At 55.6% G+C, this 17,728-nt stretch carries 11 protein-coding genes; all 11 read right to left on the bottom strand.

Annotation, left to right across the window (positions count from 1 at the left end):
* Nucleotides 1–226: 226 nt before the first annotated feature.
* On the bottom strand, nt 227–2,371 hold the full coding sequence (gene cas3, locus I2C21_RS03900; RefSeq protein ID WP_195278555.1) for a CRISPR-associated helicase Cas3': 2,145 nt from the start codon (nt 2,369–2,371) through the stop codon (nt 227–229).
* 768 nt (nt 2,372–3,139) lie between these two features.
* The gene (locus I2C21_RS03905; protein ID WP_195278556.1) at nt 3,140–4,270 is read right to left on the bottom strand and encodes an HNH endonuclease signature motif containing protein; all 1,131 of its coding nucleotides are present in this window, start codon (nt 4,268–4,270) and stop codon (nt 3,140–3,142) included.
* The gene (locus I2C21_RS03910; RefSeq protein ID WP_195278557.1) at nt 4,267–6,438 is read right to left on the bottom strand and encodes an AAA family ATPase; all 2,172 of its coding nucleotides are present in this window, start codon (nt 6,436–6,438) and stop codon (nt 4,267–4,269) included. Before I2C21_RS03910 ends, I2C21_RS03905 begins: the two co-directional genes overlap by 4 nt.
* Before the next feature lie 24 nt (nt 6,439–6,462).
* Complete coding sequence (locus I2C21_RS03915) at nt 6,463–7,449, bottom strand: SIR2 family protein (RefSeq protein ID WP_195278558.1); 987 nt, start codon at nt 7,447–7,449, stop codon at nt 6,463–6,465.
* Nucleotides 7,450–7,685: 236 nt separating this feature from the next.
* A complete protein-coding gene (locus I2C21_RS03920) occupies nt 7,686–9,050 on the bottom strand; it encodes an extracellular solute-binding protein (protein WP_195278559.1) in 1,365 nt (454 codons plus the stop codon).
* A 58-nt stretch (nt 9,051–9,108) separates the two neighbouring features.
* A complete protein-coding gene (locus tag I2C21_RS03925) occupies nt 9,109–9,960 on the bottom strand; it encodes a carbohydrate ABC transporter permease (RefSeq protein WP_193539176.1) in 852 nt (283 codons plus the stop codon).
* A 12-nt stretch (nt 9,961–9,972) separates the two neighbouring features.
* Nucleotides 9,973–10,887 carry a carbohydrate ABC transporter permease gene (locus tag I2C21_RS03930; RefSeq protein ID WP_195278560.1) on the bottom strand — a complete coding sequence of 305 codons (915 nt, stop codon included), beginning with the start codon at nt 10,885–10,887 and terminating at the stop codon, nt 9,973–9,975.
* On the bottom strand, nt 10,884–11,924 hold the full coding sequence (locus I2C21_RS03935) for an ABC transporter ATP-binding protein (RefSeq protein ID WP_195278561.1): 1,041 nt from the start codon (nt 11,922–11,924) through the stop codon (nt 10,884–10,886). The genes I2C21_RS03930 and I2C21_RS03935 overlap by 4 nt, the downstream gene beginning before the upstream one ends.
* A complete protein-coding gene (locus I2C21_RS03940; protein ID WP_195278562.1) occupies nt 11,917–12,483 on the bottom strand; it encodes a CD3072 family TudS-related putative desulfidase in 567 nt (188 codons plus the stop codon). Before I2C21_RS03940 ends, I2C21_RS03935 begins: the two co-directional genes overlap by 8 nt.
* The gene (locus tag I2C21_RS03945) at nt 12,434–13,312 is read right to left on the bottom strand and encodes an HAD family hydrolase (protein WP_195278563.1); all 879 of its coding nucleotides are present in this window, start codon (nt 13,310–13,312) and stop codon (nt 12,434–12,436) included. Before I2C21_RS03945 ends, I2C21_RS03940 begins: the two co-directional genes overlap by 50 nt.
* 416 nt (nt 13,313–13,728) lie before the next feature.
* Entirely contained in the window at nt 13,729–17,649 is a 3,921-nt protein-coding gene (locus tag I2C21_RS03950; RefSeq protein ID WP_195278564.1) for an S-layer homology domain-containing protein, read from the bottom strand.
* Nucleotides 17,650–17,728: the final 79 nt, after the last annotated feature.

A 17,728-nucleotide genomic window follows, 5' to 3' on the forward strand; every position in this document is an offset into this window, starting at 1 on the left:
ACTCCTTTCAGAGTTTTATCTTGCTCTGGTTTCAATATAGCACGCGCTAACATATAAGTCAATATTATCTTTTCTAAATCAATGAAATAGAATATGGTGATTTGCAAACAAAGAAGCTTCTGTGGTATACTGGGTACGTCGCAGAGATGCGTGGATTGAAATATTGATTTAGAGAAGATCCGGCCAGGGCGGTGGGGAAGTGTTTTTCTTCCCCACCGCTTTCTACCTAGATAAACAAGCCCTTTCCACTGTCGGACTCCAGTGAGAGACCTGTAGTATCAGAGTACAGAGCAGGATTGCGCAGAATGGCCGCGCCATTTTCCAGCACCTCCAGATCTCCCGCTGCCTCCAGGGCAGCAAAGTGCTGTTCGTAGACAGATACCCCATATTGTCCTAGTTTTCGGAACAGCTCTCGTCCACCCCCGCCGGTGCGCAGCTGCTCCACAAGATTTGCGCCTTCTTCCCACGGAATATAGACCGTCCGGGTGGGGCTGTCGATGAGATGGAACCGCTCCGCTACTTTGCGGAAGGGAAAAAACTCAGATTGAATCAGCGGCAAAATCCGCTCTTTGTCCTGCGCGTCGCATCCCTTCAGATCCAGAAGTTCAGAAAAATAGGTGTGGATGGCTTCCGGGGAGGCGATATCGGCATAGCGGGCCATGGCCGCCTTTCCTGCTCCGATAGCGGTAGAGAAGAGGGGAGGGGCTTTTTCCTCCCCTTTAAAAATGTGGACTACACTCTCCTCAGCAGACCGCCTGCCCTCCCGGTTGCACCGTCCGGCGGCCTGCAAAATAGAGTCCAAACCGGCTATTTCCCGGAATACTGCCGGGAAATCAACATCCACACCCGCCTCGATCAGGGAGGTAGACACAACACGACAGGGAAAGCCCTCCCTCAATCGGCGGCGGATCTCCCTCAGTTGTACTTTCCGGTGGCTGGGACACATGAGGGTGGACAGATGGAAGCTGCCTGCTCTGTCCAGCCGCCCATAGATCTCCTGAGCCGCTTTCCGGGTATTGACAATGCACAGAACTTGGTCGTGGGCGTTAAGCTGTGCGGTCAGTTCGTCCCAGGTCAGGCTGCCTGTCTGCCGGAAGGTCACTCGGCGGAATAGATCCCACTGGCAGGTATCGGGCGGACACAGCTCCTGCACCGGAACCTGAGGGAGAAATTCTCGGAAGATCGGCTCCAGCGCAGGCTGCGTCGCTGTGCAGAGAACTGCGGAGATGCCGTAACGCTTCACCAGCTGGGAAATAGCCCAGACACAGGGACGAAGATAGGGGATAGGCAGCATCTGGGCTTCATCAAAAATGACTACGCTGCCGGCTATGTTGTGGAGCTTGCGGCATTGAGAGGAGCGGCAGGCATACAGAGATTCAAAAAACTGTACTGCTGTGGTCACCACTACCGGTATGTCCCAGTTTTCTGTGGCTTTGGCCAGGGAAATGGTGTGGGGATCAGCCTCCCTGTCCAGATCGTAGAGTACGTTGGAGTGGTGCTCCAGTACGTTTTCCACACCTAGGATCTCCCGGAATACCTCCGCTGTCTGCTCAATGATGGAGGTGTAGGGGATCACATAGATCACTCGCTTCAGACCGTGCTGTTTGGCATGGGTCAGAGCGAAAGCCAGGGAGGCCACGGTTTTCCCTCCGCCAGTTGGCACGGTTAGGGAAAACAGCCCCGGCGCTCGCGTTTCTCCCTCCTGAATGCATTGCTCCAGGATCTTACAGCGCTGGCGGTTCAGCTCCCCTTCGGGCGGAAACCAGCCTGATATGTAGTCCTGGAGCTTGTTCCACAGCTGTTCTATGGAAGTCTGGTATCTCTCCCGACTCTGCCCCTCCATAAAGGCCTCTGTGTCCAAAAAGTCGGCATCTACCAGACAAGAGTACAGCATCCGGGTAAAAAATACCCATTCCGATCCTGAACGTTCCGTAAAATCTGGCACCTCGGTTTTAGGGAGCATGACCTCCTGCATCCAAGCTTCATAGGGTTCCAAAAGACCCCACTCTTTCCGCTTGATGCGGCCCCACAGTGTGGTCTGGTCCGGCCCGTCTGTCTGGCTGCCGCCGTCCGGCAGTCCACCATGGTGGCCGGCCACTGCAAAAGCAGCAAAAGGCTGTCCGCGCCCCCAGCATTCTACCGCACCAGCTGTAGAATGGTCTACTCGTATAGGGAGACCTCTTAAACGCTTTTGAAAGGAATCAGAGTATTTCCCAATATCATGAGCCAGCCCGGCTAATTCTGCCTGTTCGTCTCCTGAAAAAGGGTGGGCAAACGATTTTGCCAGAAGTGCGACATTCTGTAAGTGCGCAAGAACGGTTTGTGATCGTTCGTCATCAGAAATATGGGCGATACAGGGGGAGCTTTCCATAAAGCATTCTCCTTTTAAACATTTATTCAGTTACAGATTATCACCGAATGAGTCCAATAAACTGGACTGTTTTATATGTGGCATCTTGTCAAGCAGACAGAGGTTTAGAAAACCAGCTATCGTGCTGTCCCAAAACACATCTATAGGGGTTGTTTTTGGAATAAGCAGTATGTGTTCGTGGTTGATAATATGGTAGGAAGCCAGATTTTTACCCGTCGATAGCCATAAGCAAGTATTAGGGCCTTATTGGTCAATGTTAGCGCACTTTATTTGTAAATTCAATTGAATTTCACAAAAAAGGGAGTAGGGGGTCTCTTTTATTATGAGGCACAGTACAGGACATCGAAGAGAAGTTCCTGTCCATGTATGTTAAAGGGATGACTTCCGGCTATATTGAGAGGTATATCCAGAACATCTACGGTATTTCTGTCTTCGACAGCACAGTCCAGCCGGATCACCGGTCAGCCTCATTTTTCCCTTATTTTTCCCTTATGGGACTGGATAGGGGAGTAGGGAAGGGGGCGAATTGGCATCATATCAGGTGCCAAATTTTTGCTTTTTGCACAGAAAGGGAAGACATAAGGGAGGGAAATGCAGGCGCGGGCAATTCAAATCCCTCCTTCTGAGCCGAACAAAAAGCCTGGAAATGGTGCCCTGAAAAACAAACCCTAAATGTATTTGAGAGGCTGACCCTCCATCCAGGGTCAGCCTCTCAGACGATCGTGTTATTTGTTGTAGTTCTTTCAGACAAAACGCAGTGCCATAGGATCATGGCTTCTTGTCCATGTATAGCCTGGAAATTTCCTCATCTATATCATGGGTCAGCTTTGCCAAAGGCGCTGCGCCGAGTCCCTCCGCATCATAGCGCTTCATGTAGAGCAGCTGGCGGGCTTCTTCTCTGCTTTTGAATAAGCCCGGAAAGCTGTCAATCAGAGAATCCAGATAGGCATTATTGAAGATATAGCGCTGTTCGAAGATCGCACACACATAGGCATTGTGGCTCTCGCGGTACAGCACATCCAACCCGAATTTCTCAATGGAGGTTTGGACGCGCTGGTCATAGTCCGGGTCAGTGGACGGTCCAACTCTCTCGATGGTTACTTCAAACTCGTCGGGCTTGACCATTTGGCCCATTAGATAGGCAGTTGACGAGATGGGGGTTGTATGAAACTGATACTGCTCCCCGAACTCTTCCTGGTAGGGATAGAGTACGTACTGTTCATCATCTCCCTTTTTCTGGTTGCAGTTCCCACAGGCGGGGATCAGATTGGGAAGTGTCAGGGCAAACCATGGGAACTTGGACTTGGAACGGTAGTGATCAACTTGGTTTTGCCGGTGATATTCTCCCTTGCGGGTCCGGACTGTGGTGGTAAAACTTCGATTGCAATAGGGGCAGACCTCCACACCCGTCATCTGTACCAATTGGGGAAACAAGTTTTGGCGGCTAAAGCTGTCATAGTTAAAAATTTGCGTCAAAAGTAATTTTGACAGCGCTGACTTTGCGGAAAACTCCAGCTTTTTGGCTTGAATGGTCTTGCCGTCTGTCTCCGTGGTAAGCAGTTCCCTCAGTTTTTCCCGTTGGACGGTATGATTTTGATAGAGATATTGGTGCAGCTGTGGGCTTACCAGTTCAATCAATTCTTCCGGCGTATTCGGTGCCGGAACCTTTGCTTTGGAAAGTATATCTTGCGATGTTTTGGTTAGTTTGAATTTTTTATGGGCGGTGGGATATCGCTTTTTCTTCGTTCGGTCTCCATTCGGATAGTAGTAGGCGCCACGGCTGTCTATGGGCAGATAATCCTCTGGTGCAAAGGGGAGCATTTTATAGAGCAGGAAATAGTACAGCGCCCAGATGTCCTCTGCTCGCGGTCCTTTCCACGGCGGCGAAATACGGATCATCGTGATGTCTCTCCTTCGTGCTCCAACATATCCAACTGCCGCTGCAAGCGGGCGATATCTGCTCTCAGTTCCTGCTTTATCTGTTCTTTTTGCTCCGGCGTTCTCCTCTGATTGATCATAGCAAGTGCAGCGGCAATTTCCTCTTCCAGTTTGCTGCGCATAATGCCTTCCGGGAGATACCGCACCGTCTTTTGTCTGTGCATTTCCAGACGGTATTCCCATTTATCCAGTTCTTGCTCGGTGTAATCCATCGGGAGATCATGCGCCGGTGGTTTGATCTTCTGGATGTCCTCAAGCACACGTTTGATTTTTTTCTGGGCCAGCGCTCCAATGGTGCCGTTCTGCAGATAAAATCCGTCTTTGAGGAGTGTGTAGAGGTTCTGCCCGAAGGGTTGCAAGGCACTGTTGGACTCCACGGTAATACAGCCGTCTTTGCCTTTTTTCAGGTAAAGCACAGAGGCCGATGGAAAGTCCCCCAACATCAGGGGAGAGTGGGTGGTCAAGATGATCTGAATATCCTGACAGCCGCTGTTAGTTCCCGGATAGTAAGGATTCTGATAGAGCCGCGGCAGAAATTCGGCCAATGTGGCGACAAACATCCGCTGCCATTCCGGGTGAAGGGACAGGTCGGCTTCATCCAAAAAGAGAATCACGGAGTCACAGTCCCATGTTTCCTCCATGCTAAGCGAATTTTGAATATGATCTTTCCGTTCAGCGAGCATTGCATTTTGCGCAGATTCTGCTGTGATGAACTCCGCGCTTTCCTCATCATAGCAAGTTCCGCTCAACAGGTATCGCAGCTTTGTAAAAATGCGGAGTAAAATGTTTTCTCCGCTGCTGAATCCCCACTGGTAAGTTACAAAATAGTCGCTTCCACTGATTGCACGGTTTAAATCCACAAAGCGGATCATCAATTCCTGCAAGATGGGATCCAGTTGTTCACCCAGTGGGATGTGGCATACATAATTATTTTTATAGTACGTCCAATATGTTCGGATATGCTCCGCATTGTTCCAAAGAAATTCAATGTATGTTCTGCAAGAGGTATAATAAGTTTGCAGTCTCCAATCGCTTTGGTTGGCAGCGACGAAATCCATCGTTCGAATATAATCCTGTGGTTCTGTAAATGCTTCCGGAAGCGCCACCAATCCTATACTGTCGTGCCCGAACAACCTACTGGCCATCCTCAGAAAGTTTACCACACAGTTTAAACTCAGTTCAGCAAGAAGCAAATACGTATCGTTCGCTTGTTCTGAAAAAATACTGTATTGGCAGTACCACCCAAAGAAACCGTCCGTCAGGGATCCTTCTGCAATCTCCTCTTCCACTTTTTTGAGGCGTTCAACCACGGGATGGATCCCTAACGTCAGCTCCCGCGGAAAAGGAACCGGGTATCCGTCTTTCCTCATCTGGAGCAGAATGTTTCTCTGATTCCGGTCAAATAAATAACGTGCTTGCTGATAACTTTCAAACGTAAAATAAGTATATAGCTGATCTTCCAGCGGACGTTTGTTCGAATTTGTATTGCTGACTTCTTGCGCCAGCATCATGTTGGCAACCAAAGAGCAGTCATAGAGCGGGTTTGAGTACAATGTGCCGCAAACGCCAATACCACCATCCTCGCTGTCTTCATGCAGTATACGGCATTGTTCCAGGTCTGACATGGACATTGTGTTTGAAAAAGTGATTAACTTAGTCTTTCTAAGGAAATATGGTGAAACAATACCAGTAGAATATGAGATTGGGCTGCATTCGAAATCAGGGGTATTGATCTTAGCTTCCCGCTGAGAATAGATAAGATATATTTTTCCGCCGGAATCCTGCATCAAGCAGATAAAATGAAAGGGCAATGATTGGGGTATTCTGAAATACAGCGCAGTCAGTGCCCTAATCGCGGCATGCATCAGAGTGGTTTTACCGGTCCCATTTTCCCCTACGATTGCTGATATATTATAAATCCGCTCGTCGCCCCAGAAACCACGTTCGACTCTGTCGTTTTCTTTTCTTGCTGTGCGCTTCAGGCAAAAGCGCGTCCTTATTGCTGAAGCGCGTTCCATGGTGTAGATATACTCTGTGCTGAAGTTCAATTCACACTGCTTATGTCCCCGGTATCCACCTGGTGTTTTCCCATTTTGTGTGAAATCCAGGTACAGATAAAGTAGCCTCATGTCCCTCACTTCCTTCAAACATATTCACGTTCGGCGTTGTTCTACCGTTTGCCGGATGTCCTGAATGGCAGCAGCATAAAACGTATCATAATCCGTCCGATCCGTGGCGCCCGCAGTCCGTACCTCCGCGCCATTGGCCTGCAAAAGAAAATGGTGCATCTTTTTTTGCGCATCAAAGGGTGGCTTGTCATAAAAATAGACCTTTCCATCTCCATTGCGCTCACGCTGCTTTCGGCGCAAAAGCCACCATAGATCAAATTCGCATGAGTCAAATCCAAACCCCAGAATATACACATCACCGAAGAGAAAGAGGCTGGGCCAGGAGAGAAATGGAAGCTTTCCCACATTGGTTCTGGACGTCCGCTGGGCCGTATTCTGACAGCACTGCACGATTCTGGCTAAAAGACGGCCATAGCGGTCATGCCCCAGTATGATGCCCTGTGGAACACTGCTCTCCCCGTGGATATGCCAAAGGCCAGTTCCCTGAGGGGTATCAGGTCCGGCAGGGAAGAAGTAGCCCGTGTGCAGGCGGTACTGGACTTCCCGTGTTTGAATGGCTTTGCTCTCGCGATCCCGCAGGTCAAAACGAAACTGAGAGCGTGTTCGACTGCACCCAAAGTTGCGGTGAGGGAAAAAGGCCTGCTCCAGACAATAGGAGTAATTTGTCGTGAAAATGTGGTCCATCCGGAGGCCCGGAAGTTTTTCCAGCAGGGGATTGCTCCTGTGCACCATGGCCTTCATGGCTTGAGCCAGACGTTTTTCCTCCTGTAAAATATCTTCGTGCCCCATAGGCGTGGGGGAAGTGGAAGGGGTAGAGAGCAGCTCATAGCGCAGAGGAAAGGGAAGGGACTCTACTCCGCTCATGTTCCGTTTTTCCGGCAAGGTCAGGTCCCGGACCAATTGCTCCCAACTGCGCTGTCCGCTTTTATATTCCAGCCCATTTCCGATCAACAAAATCTGTGGACGCCCGGGACCTTTCATTGGATACACAAAGCTGACCTGCCGTTTCATTTCCACTCACTCTCTTTTTCGAAGAATTAAGCCGGTATTATGCTAAGTATAGCATGTTTTTACATATGCGAAAACATTTATCGCTTTGGGCAGATGGAAAGTATGGACTGCATTACTTATTTTAGGATGGGTGTAGATCGCAATGGCACTTCAGCGCTCGAAAAACGCAGGCAAAACGCCCCCTGCATAGGAAGAAGATAAACCTATGCAGGGGGCGTTCGTATGTCACAGGTGATTTACTGGGCAGGGAAGATGACCTCTGCCTCCTTGACCAGAGTCTCCAGGGCCTGCTCGGGGGTAATATCGCGGCCCTGGATCAGGTCGGAGTAAGCGGTGCGAACCACGCTGTTCCACTCGCTGGTATAGAGGGACATGGCGGGCGCGGAGGCGTCGGTGACCTGCTCATAGGAGATCTTGTAGCCCTCGTTGGCGGGATCGGCCCAGAAGTCCTTCAGAGTGTCGGTCTCCACAGAGGAATAGGTGGTGGGCAGTACGCCGGTCTCAATGTGGTTTGCAGCCACCTGCTCGTCGCTCATCAGGAACTTGACAAACTCCCAGGCAGCGGCGATCTCCTGCTGGCTGTGACCCTCAGCGATGATGCCGATGGAGCCGCCGCCCAGAGGGGCGGCATAACCGCCATAGCCCACCGTAGCGGACATGCCCAGATTGATGTTCATCTCGGCGGCCTTCTGGGAGATGGAAGTGGCCCGGTTGGAGCTGGAGACGAAGGCGGCCAGCTGGCCGTTGTAGAAGCTCTCCTGCATGGCGGAGCTGGCGCTGGACAGGGCGGGGATCTCGCACCAGCCCTCCTCGGTCCAGTTATACCAGTCGGTGAGGAACTGGCTCATGGAGCCGTCGGTGAGGCAGGAGGCGCCCAGGCCGTCGGCATCCATGAAGCCAACGCCGTTGAGGGACTCCAGCAGGTAGTGCTGGTAGTAGGTGGGTTCGATGGTGTAGCCGATGCCGCGGATGGTTCCGCCGGAGGTCTCATAGATCTTGGCGGCGTACTCGTTGAGTTCCTCCAGGCTGGTGGGGGCGTGGTCCAGACCGGCCTGGGCATAGAGATCCTTATTATAGTAGAGGATGGCGGTACCGCGGGTATAGGGCATGGCCACAATCTGGTCCTCGTAGTAGACATAGTCGGTGAGTTCCTTCACCACGTTCTCCATGTCAAAGCCATCCCGCTCCACATAGGGCGTCATGTCGGCCAGGATCCCCTCGCTGGCAAAGAGGGGGATGCCGTTGCAGGAGAGGTCGGCCAGGACCGGAGTCTCCCCGGCGGCGATGCCGGTCTCAATGGCGGCCTGGACATCGTCCAGATAGCCCTGGGCCACCTCCTCTACGGTGATGCCGTACTCGTTGGTATCGTTGAACTCCTGGATGGATTTCTGGAGGAAGGCGTAGTCGGTGTCGGAGGTGCGGTCATGCCAGAAGGTGATGGTGATGGGCTCGGTGACGTAGTCCGGGCCTTCGCTCTCCGGAGCGGGAGTAGGGGTGGTCTGGGCATCGGGGGTAGGGGTGGCAGCGCTCTCGCCGCCGCAGGCGGTGAGGCTGAAGCTCAAGGCTCCGGCCAGGAGGAGGGCAAGGGGTTTCTGGTTCATTTCAAGGTCTCCTTTGTATTAAAATATGTCATACATATGTATGCCGGACAGAAAGGGATCATTTGATGCCGCGGTAGCCGAAGGAGGAGAGAAGCTGGCGGCTGAGCAGCAGGAACAAAAGCAGTACCGGCAGTACCAGAAGGCTGTTGGCCGCCATCAGTACCGGCCACTCCAGACCCTGGTGAGCGTCCTGGAGACGCTGCATGGCCAGGGTCAGGGGGCGCACTTTGTCCGAATTGGTCATGACCAGAGGCCAGAAATAGGAGTTCCAGGTGCTGATAAAGCTGAAGAGCTCCGCGGTGATGATGCTGGAGCGGCACATGGGAAGCATGATGTGGGTCAGGATCTTCAGCTCCCCGGCGTGGTCCATGCGGGCGGCCTCCACCAGCTCGTCCGGAACCTGGAGAAAGGACTGCCGGATGAGAAAAATGCCGTAGGCATTGGCCGCAAAGGGGAGGATCTGGGGCCAGAGGGTGCCCAGGAGCTTGGCCTTGGAGAAAAGGATGTACACGGGGACAAAGGTGATCTGGGTGGGGATCATAAAGGCGAGCATCACCAGGGCCCACATCCACCGCTTGCCTCGGAATTCATAGCGGGCAAAGCCATAGGCTGCGGTGACATTGAATACCGCCTGAAGTGTCACCACGCCCAGGGACACCAGGAGGGAGTTTTTGAGATAGCGGGGAATGTCAATGCGCTGCCACACGTCGGAAAAGGCCTCCGGTGTAAAGGATTCCGGCCAGAGAGTGGGCGGAAAGCGGATGGACTCTCCATAGGTTTTAAAGGCGGTGGTGATCATCCAGTAAAAGGGGAAGAGGAAGAAGACCGCCATAGCCAGTTTAAAGAGCAGGGAGAGCAGGCCCATGGCGCGCCGGCGCAGGCGAACGCTTCGGGAAGAGGTCAGATTCATGGCAGTTCCTCCTCACTGATAGTGGACGCGCTTGCTCAGCACCTGGAAATAGAAGTAGGTCAGGATCATCAGGATCACCAGCAGCACAGTGCCGGCCGCCGAGGCATAGCCCACCCGGGCGTTCATCTGGAAGGCGTAGCGGTAAATATAGGTCACCAGCACATCGGTGGCGTTGCCAGGGCCCCCGTCCGTCATGACCCGCACCACGTCAAAGACCTTGAAGGAACTGATCGTGATGGTGATGAGCAGGAAAAAGAGCTGGGGGGAGATCATGGGCAGGGTGATGCGGAAGAATTTCCGCACCGGCGGGGTGTTGTCCAGGGCGGCGGCCTCCAGAATCTCCGCAGGGATCGAGCGGATGGAGGCGAGTACGATGATGAGGTAATAGCCCAGGCTCTTCCACACTGCCACCGCAGCCACACAGAAGAGGGCCAGATCCGAGTCGTTGAGCCACCGGGAGAGAGGCAGGCCGAACAGAGCCAGCATGGCGTTGAGGATGCCGCTGTCGGCATCATACATCCAGGACCAGATGTAGGCGCAGGACACCATGGAGATGAGATAGGGGGTAAACATGCTCTTCTGGAGAAAGCGGTTGATCCGGCTGTCTGGTTCCAGCCACAGGGCAAAGAGTACCGCCAGCAGCAGGCTGAAAAGGAGGACGGACAGAGTGTATACCGCTGTGTTGCGCAGAGCGTCCAGAAAATCGGTCTTAACAAAGAAGAGAACCTCGTAGTTTTTCAGACCCACAAAGGTCTTTTCCCGGATGAGGTTGTAGTCAAAAAAGCTGAGATAGACCAGATTGACCAGGGGATAGAACACGAAAATCAGCAGGAGGAGCATGGCCGGCCCCACCAGCAGATAGGGGACCAGTCCAGTGCCGGAGGATTTGCGCCCGCTTGGCCGGGGCAGCTTTCTGCCTGGCCTCATAGCGTACCCTCCTCCAGACGGCGGATCAGCTCACCGCACCCGCTGCGGATGCGCAGGCCGTTTTCATCGAAGAAGTACAGGTCCTCCCCAGCTACGCCCAGACGCACGGTGTCCCCGGCCCGGTACTGGAAGCAGGCGCTGCGCACCATCACATCGCCCTCCGGGAGACGGACCTTATAGAGAACCTCGGCCCCGAGCATCTCCCGGGTTACCACGGTCCCAGGACGGGTATAGGCCAGGGCCTCCTCGGAAGCGAGGAAACAGACCTTCTCCGGGCGGAAGCCCAGGCGGAAGTTGCTTCCGGGCAGGGGGAGGATATTGGCGGGCGGAGTTCCGATGAACTGGGCTGTGAAGATATTGTCCGGGTCCCGGTAGATAGACTCCGGGTCCCCCTGCTGAAGGATCTTCCCCTCATTCATGAGCACGATGTGGTCGGCCATGGCCATGGACTCGGTCTGGTCGTGAGTCACATAGACAAAGGTGGCGCCCAGTGCCTGGTGGAGCTGGATGAGCTCGCTGCGCATGGCAGTGCGCAGCTTGGCGTCCAGATTGGAGAGCGGCTCATCCATAAGAAAGACGGCGGGCTCCTTCACTAGGGCCCGGGCCAGAGCGATACGCTGCCGCTGGCCGCCGGAGAGCTGGGATGGCTTTCGGTCCAGGTAATCCTCCAGGCCCACGGTCCGGGCCACCTGCGCCACACGGCGCTGCCGCTCGGCGCGGGGGACTTTGTTGTTTTTCAAGCAGAACTCAATGTTGCCCCGGACGGTCATGGTGGGATAGATGGCATAACTCTGAAAGACCATGGCCACATTCCGCTCTCCCGGGGGCAGAGCGGTAATATCCACGCCGTCCATATAGACCCGGCCGCTGGTAGCCGGGCCGATGCCGGCGATCATCCGCAGAAGTGTCGTCTTGCCGCAGCCAGAGGGGCCGAGGAGTACCGTAAAGGCGCCGGAGCGAAGGGTGAGACTCAGATCTTCGATGACGCGGGTACTGCCAAAGGATTTGGAGACGTGCTCCAGAACGATCTCAGCCATGGGAAGCCTCCTCTCCGCCCAGCAAGGAAAGGGCGCGCCCGGGCTCTTTGGCGTACAGCCCGTCCACGGGCAATGTCAGCCCCAAGCGGGCCAGCTCTTCCAGAAATACTTCCATCAGGACCCCGGGAGCGGATGCAGTCCGGACCTGGGACAGTACCCCGCTCACGTCCCGGCCGCCAAAATCGCCGCCCCAGGGGCCGGAGCAAGTGTATTTCACTCCGCAGCTGGGACTGCCGTCGATGCCCAAAACCCCCAGCAGCTCCACGTCCTCCGCTGCAGCATAGGCCTGGATCTGGAGCAGGATGGGCTTCAGCAGTTCCCGGCATGTTTGACGGAAGAAAGGGTTGTCAAACTGGTCCCGGGTGTGGCCCCAGCGATCCAGACCGTAGAGCATCAGCTCCGGACAGGGCAGCTGGAGAAGCTGAACACCGCGGTCCACCGCTCGATGGAGCAGTTCCCGCCGCAAGGACTCCTCAGTGCGGATGGATTCCATCCGGTAGGCACGGCATTTAGCGGCGGTATTCAGAATGCAGTGACTGACGATCAAAATCTGTTTCACAGTTCCACCTCTTACTCAGATAGACGGCCACGCCGTCCGCCTCGTTGCCTGGAATTATGCCGTCTGCATGGGCTTTCAGAGCGGGACAGGCGTTGGCCACAGCGTATCCCTCGTCACAGGCATCAAAAAGGGCAAGGTCATTCTGCCCATCCCCAAACGCGATAATATGGGTGAAAGCACCCATATGTCGCAGCCGGGTAAGTGCCAGACCTTTGGAGGCCTGCGCGCTGTAAACCTCCAGATACCACCGCTCCTCAGTATAGCGATCCCGGTAAAAGTCCAGGGTCAGGCCGCGCCCGTCCAGCAGGGATGCCATCTGTTCCAGACGCTGGGGCCGGTCATCCAGATACATGCCGTACAGGAGTGGGAGGGGGGCAAGCTCCGCCGCCTGCCGCCGACCAAAGCCATTCCACAGGGCTGGATAGGGGGCGAGAGCCGTCCAATCAAAGTAGTGCTGGGCGGCAGGGGGAGCAGCAGGGGAACAGTGGCAGCGGAGCCGGCCCTCTTCCAGGGTGAAGAGGAGTCCGCTTATGCCGCAGCGCTCCTCGGCTTGAGCCAGTATTTTCTGGGCCTGCGGAGAGAGCGGGACGAAATCGGGAAAGCTCTGGCGCACGGGATCATAGAGGAGTGCGCCGTTCATCAGGATCCAGGGCAGGCGCAGCGGAAGGCTCGCCAGCAGCGGCAGTGCGGAAAAGGGGGTCCGGGCGGAGGCCACGGTGAAGGGAAGTCCGTCACTCAGAAGCATGCGGAGAATTTTGAGGCTGACCGGTGAGAGCTGTGCCTGCGAGTCCAACAGAGTACCATCCAAATCAGAGATAAATAGCTCCATCCTGGGCTCCTTTCCTTTGGCTTGACCATACGGCGTAAAAATTTTTTAGATTTCATTGTAGTGCCGAGGGGTAAAATCTGCAAATTCTTTTTTTCGATATGTTTGGAATGAGATTATTTGGAATTTGGATAAAAAATAAAATGACGTGGGATACCAACCTTTTTTGAAAAGAAATGAGGAAAAAAGTTTTGAAAAATTTCGCAAAGGAAAATAAAAAAGTCCATGACAGGAGTTCGCCTGTCATGGACAAAAATGCGAGAGCATGAATGAAGTGAGCGGATACTATGCGCTCGTATCCGATGAGTATATCCGGTTGCAGCGAGTTTTCAAGGAAGCCTTTTGGCATTACTCCATGGTTACTTAGGGGTTCCTCGTCACCGAGCGAAAGGGGGAGGAGCTGCGACTCATATACCCGATTATTTCATGTAATTCCAGAACATCTGCGCGACTTCGCCGCGGCTGGCGGTGCCGGTGGGGTCCAGCTGTCCGTTGCCCTTGCCGGAGAGGATCCCCTCGGCTACGGCCCACTTCAGGCTGTCCGCCGCCCAGGGCGAGATATGCTCCGCGTCAGAGAAGACGCTCAGATCTGCCGCTGCGCTGACGTCCTGCTGCTTGTAGCTGGCATAGCGGTACAGAATGGATACCAGTTGCTCCCGGGTGATGGAATCGTTGGGACCGAACTTCTCATCCGAGTAACCGCTGATCAGACCCTTCAGCCGGGCCCAATACACGGCGTCTGCATACCAAGTATCGCCCGCCACATCGGCGTAGGGATAGCCCAGGATCTCGTTATCCAGGCTGGGCTTACCCTCCAGATTGTAGAGGATCTGAGCCATCATGGATCGGGTAAAGGTCATCTCGGGGGAGAAGGTCGTAGAAGACGTTCCAGTCATCAGACCCTTTTCCACTGCATAGGACACCGCCTCGGCATACCAGGCATCGGCAGCCACATCGGTGAAGGGCAGGTCGCCCAGCGGGGTATCGCCCTCGTCGATGCTCTTTGCAAAAGTAGCTTTAATGGTGTGATTGGTGCGGACGTTTTCAAAGGTGTAGCTGGCCACCGCGCCCACACTCTTGCCATCCACCACCACATCGGCGATTTCGAAGCCCTCGTCGGCGGTGATGGTAAAGGCCTTGTCGCTGTTGTAGTTGACGGACACGCTGCCGCTGGGGGTGATGGAGCCGCCCTCGCCAGCGCTGGCCGTGATGGTATAGCGGGTCACACCGGCAGAGCCGCCGCCGGAGCTGGAACCGCCCGAACCGGAATCGCCGCTGGACTCTGTCAGACCGAGCTTGGCCGCGTACAGGTCCTTGGCAGCCTGATCGACGACGGCCTGGGCAGCCTGGGCGGCCTCCTGGCTATCAAAGATCTCGCTCTTGGCAACTGCACGGGCGGCGGTCAGTGCATTCTGAAGAGCCGCCCAGCTGCTGGCGGTGTAATCAGACTCCTTCAGTGTGGACAGGTCGGCGATCAGGGCGTTCAGACCGTCGGCAGAGGTGGTGTAGGTGTAGCCGGCCTCGGTGATGACCTGGTGGTAGAACTGGAAGGGGACGGCCTCAGTACCCGCATAGTGCTGCTTGGTACCGTTCTCGTGGGCCAGGTAGAGGGTCTGATCGCCCACCATCCGACTGACCGTGTAGGAGCCGGCGGAGCCGTCCACGGGGGTGATAGTCAGAGCCTGGGACTCATCGGTGACAGGTACCTTGCTGCCGGCATTAGTGGCGGTGTTCAGGTTGAGGTAGCGGCCATCCGCTTCACAGCTCTGGATGGTATAGCCGCTCTCCGCATCCCCGGTGACCGTCCAGGTCTGACGGGTGACGAGGTAGCCGCTGTCCAGGTTGAGGAGGCCATTGGAGACGCTACCGGTCACCTGATCGCTGGTGGTGCTGCCGCTGGCGTGGTACAGGATCCGGTTACTGTTGCTGTGGAAGATGGCGTATACGCTGCCGGAATCGATACCGTCGTCGTCCAGCGCATAGGTGGTGGATGCCTCGTGATAGTTCTCCTCCATCTGATCGGTGTACCGGTCGGGCAAGATCACGCCCTCGTTCCCCTGGACGGCCACGTCGGCAGAGGCGGTGCGGGTAATGCCGCTGGAGGTGACGGAGGCGGTGATGGTGGAGGTGCCAGGGGCCACGGCGGTGACCACACCGCCTTCCACGGTGGCCACAGCGGGATTGCTGGAGGTCCAGGTCACTTCTGCGCCGGTGGGGGTATAGGTAGCGGTGAGCTTGGCGGTTTCACCGGCCTTCAGATCCACAACGGCCCGATCCAGAGAGATGGAGGGCAGATTCTCCGTACCGCTGAGCAGATACCAGTCCTGACCCAGCAGGTCGTTTACCGTGAGGGTCTCATACTGGATGGTATTGGTCTCATTGCCATACTCATAGAGGATACCGAAGGCGTCCCCCTCGGGCAGCTGGGTCACACAGGAGTAGCTGAAATTGCCGGCGCCCTGATAGCGCGGTTCATCGTCATTGAGCCAGTGGACCACGTTCTCGCCGTCCACATAGCCGATGCGCACCACACCCTGTTTCCGCTGTACCACCGGGTAGGAGGCCAGGATCAGATTCTCATAGATGGTGTTGTCCGGACCCACCAGAATGCCGTCCAGGTTGATGAAGGAAACCATGCAGCCGTTGCCGGGGTTCCGGCTGCCCAGGGCCATGTCCTTCTGGCAGGTGCCCCAGGTCTCGCCGCCGTCGGTGGAGTCGGCGTAGCTGATGTAGTGGATGGTATTGCGGGAGTACATCCGGAGCGTGCCGTCGGGCAGAAGGACCACCTGAGACTCGCTGGTCTTGCCCACGCCGTTCAGGTCGGCGTTATGCTGGCCGCGCGTCCAGGTCTGACCGCCGTCATCGGAGTAAATGACGCTGGCCAGCTCGGTGCCGGTGGCATTGTCATACAGGGGGAACACCAGGCGCTCATGGCCCTCATACTGGAAGGAGAGGCCACGGCCGGGACACACGCCGGTAAAGGCCTCATCCTCGGACAGCTTGATGTCCAGGAACTGGGGATCGCTCCACACCAGACCGTCCGCGGTAACGTCGGCGGAGCGGTGCATGATGTAGAACACAGGGTAGGCTTTCCACTGGGAGTTGCGGTAGAAGAGGTTGCTCTGCACTGCGTCGGAGCTCTGCAGCTGGAGGCACAGATCGGGGGTGATGACACCGTCCTCTTCCGTATACACGTTCAGCCAGGCGTCCACCCAGGCGCCGGTCTGGCTGTCGTCCTCTGCCTTGCAAATGGGGTAAAGGGTAATCGCTTCACCGCCAACGACCTGTTCTGCACCGGCGGAGGGGTTGTTGATATCCGCATAATAGGTATAGTCAGCGACCTTCTTGGAGGCGTTGCCGCCGGCCGTGCCCAGGGTCACCAGCAGGCGGCCTGCATCGTCAAAGCCGGAGCTCTCCCAGCCCATCTGATTTCCGTACATCAGACCCACATAGGAGGGGCAGGCATCCACCACCATGTGGACGGTGCCGTCCTCGGCCTGAAGGATGGAGGGATCGATGAAGGAAGCGCTGGTCTGGCCGGTGGCGTCGTCAGCCATATCGTCGTAGTAGTTGACCACGTTCCAATCCCAAGTGGCGCCGCCGTCCTTGGAGAGGCTGACGATGGTGTCCAGATTCTGAGGGGAGTCGCCGTCTGTGCGCCAGCGGATGTCGGAGGCCGCCGCGATCCAGCCGTTGTCCAGGGTCAGCAGGGCGGGGATACGGAAATGCGTGCTGTTGGTGTCCTCTTTTACGAAGGGCTGACCAGCGCTGGAGCCGGAGGGGGCTCCGGGGGCCATGCTGGGCTCCACCTCGGTCTGCTTGTAGAAATACAGGGGAGTGGCGGAGCTGCTGGAATAATACTGGCCGGAGGTGCCGTGCGAGAGGGCATTTCCGGAAGTATGGGTCACCGTATAGGTGCCATCCTCCAGCAGTGAGATGGTCAGGGTCACCGCCTCCTGGGCAGTGTTGACTTTGCTGCTGGTGGGCTGGGACAGATCCAGATAGCGGCCGCTGTCCACGCTCTGGAGAGTATAGCCGCCCTCTGCGGAAACGATGGTCCACAGCTGACGGGAGACGGCGAAGCCGCCGTTGAGGGTCAGCGTGTCGCCGGCGACCGTGCCGCCCACCTGGTCGGTGGTACCGCTGCCGGTATGATAGAGGATGCTTCCGTTGCTGGTTCCGCCGTAGTAAATGGCGTACACCGCGCCGGAGTCCACTCCGTCGGTGTCCTGCACATACTCGTAAGCGACCGGAAGTGCGGCCAGCGCCGCGGGGAACAGGGAAACCAGCATACAAAGGGCGGTCAGGACCGATGCCAGCTTTCGAAACGTGTGTTTCATAATATTTTCCTTTCTTTCTGGTGTGATATCTGCCATACAGCAGGATGTTTTGCCATTCCTCCTTTCTGCCTGCCTTGGA

The organism is Clostridium sp. J1101437_171009_A5, from assembly GCF_015547905.1.
Taxonomy (GTDB): domain Bacteria; phylum Bacillota; class Clostridia; order Oscillospirales; family Oscillospiraceae; genus Pseudoflavonifractor_A; species Pseudoflavonifractor_A gallinarum.

Excerpts from the sequence above, each read along its gene's own strand:
- I2C21_RS03905 (WP_195278556.1), bottom strand. The coding sequence starts at position 4,270 with ATGATCCGTATTTCGCCGCCGTGGAAAGGACCGCGAGCAGAGGACATC.
- I2C21_RS03935 (WP_195278561.1), bottom strand. The coding sequence starts at position 11,924 with ATGGCTGAGATCGTTCTGGAGCACGTCTCCAAATCCTTTGGCAGTACC.
- I2C21_RS03920 (WP_195278559.1), bottom strand. The coding sequence starts at position 9,050 with ATGAACCAGAAACCCCTTGCCCTCCTCCTGGCCGGAGCCTTGAGCTTC.
- I2C21_RS03915 (WP_195278558.1), bottom strand. The coding sequence starts at position 7,449 with ATGAAACGGCAGGTCAGCTTTGTGTATCCAATGAAAGGTCCCGGGCGT.
- cas3 (WP_195278555.1), bottom strand. The coding sequence starts at position 2,371 with ATGGAAAGCTCCCCCTGTATCGCCCATATTTCTGATGACGAACGATCA.
- I2C21_RS03930 (WP_195278560.1), bottom strand. The coding sequence starts at position 10,887 with ATGAGGCCAGGCAGAAAGCTGCCCCGGCCAAGCGGGCGCAAATCCTCC.
- I2C21_RS03945 (WP_195278563.1), bottom strand. The coding sequence starts at position 13,312 with ATGGAGCTATTTATCTCTGATTTGGATGGTACTCTGTTGGACTCGCAG.
- I2C21_RS03950 (WP_195278564.1), bottom strand. The coding sequence starts at position 17,649 with ATGAAACACACGTTTCGAAAGCTGGCATCGGTCCTGACCGCCCTTTGT.
- I2C21_RS03910 (WP_195278557.1), bottom strand. The coding sequence starts at position 6,438 with ATGAGGCTACTTTATCTGTACCTGGATTTCACACAAAATGGGAAAACA.
- I2C21_RS03925 (WP_193539176.1), bottom strand. The coding sequence starts at position 9,960 with ATGAATCTGACCTCTTCCCGAAGCGTTCGCCTGCGCCGGCGCGCCATG.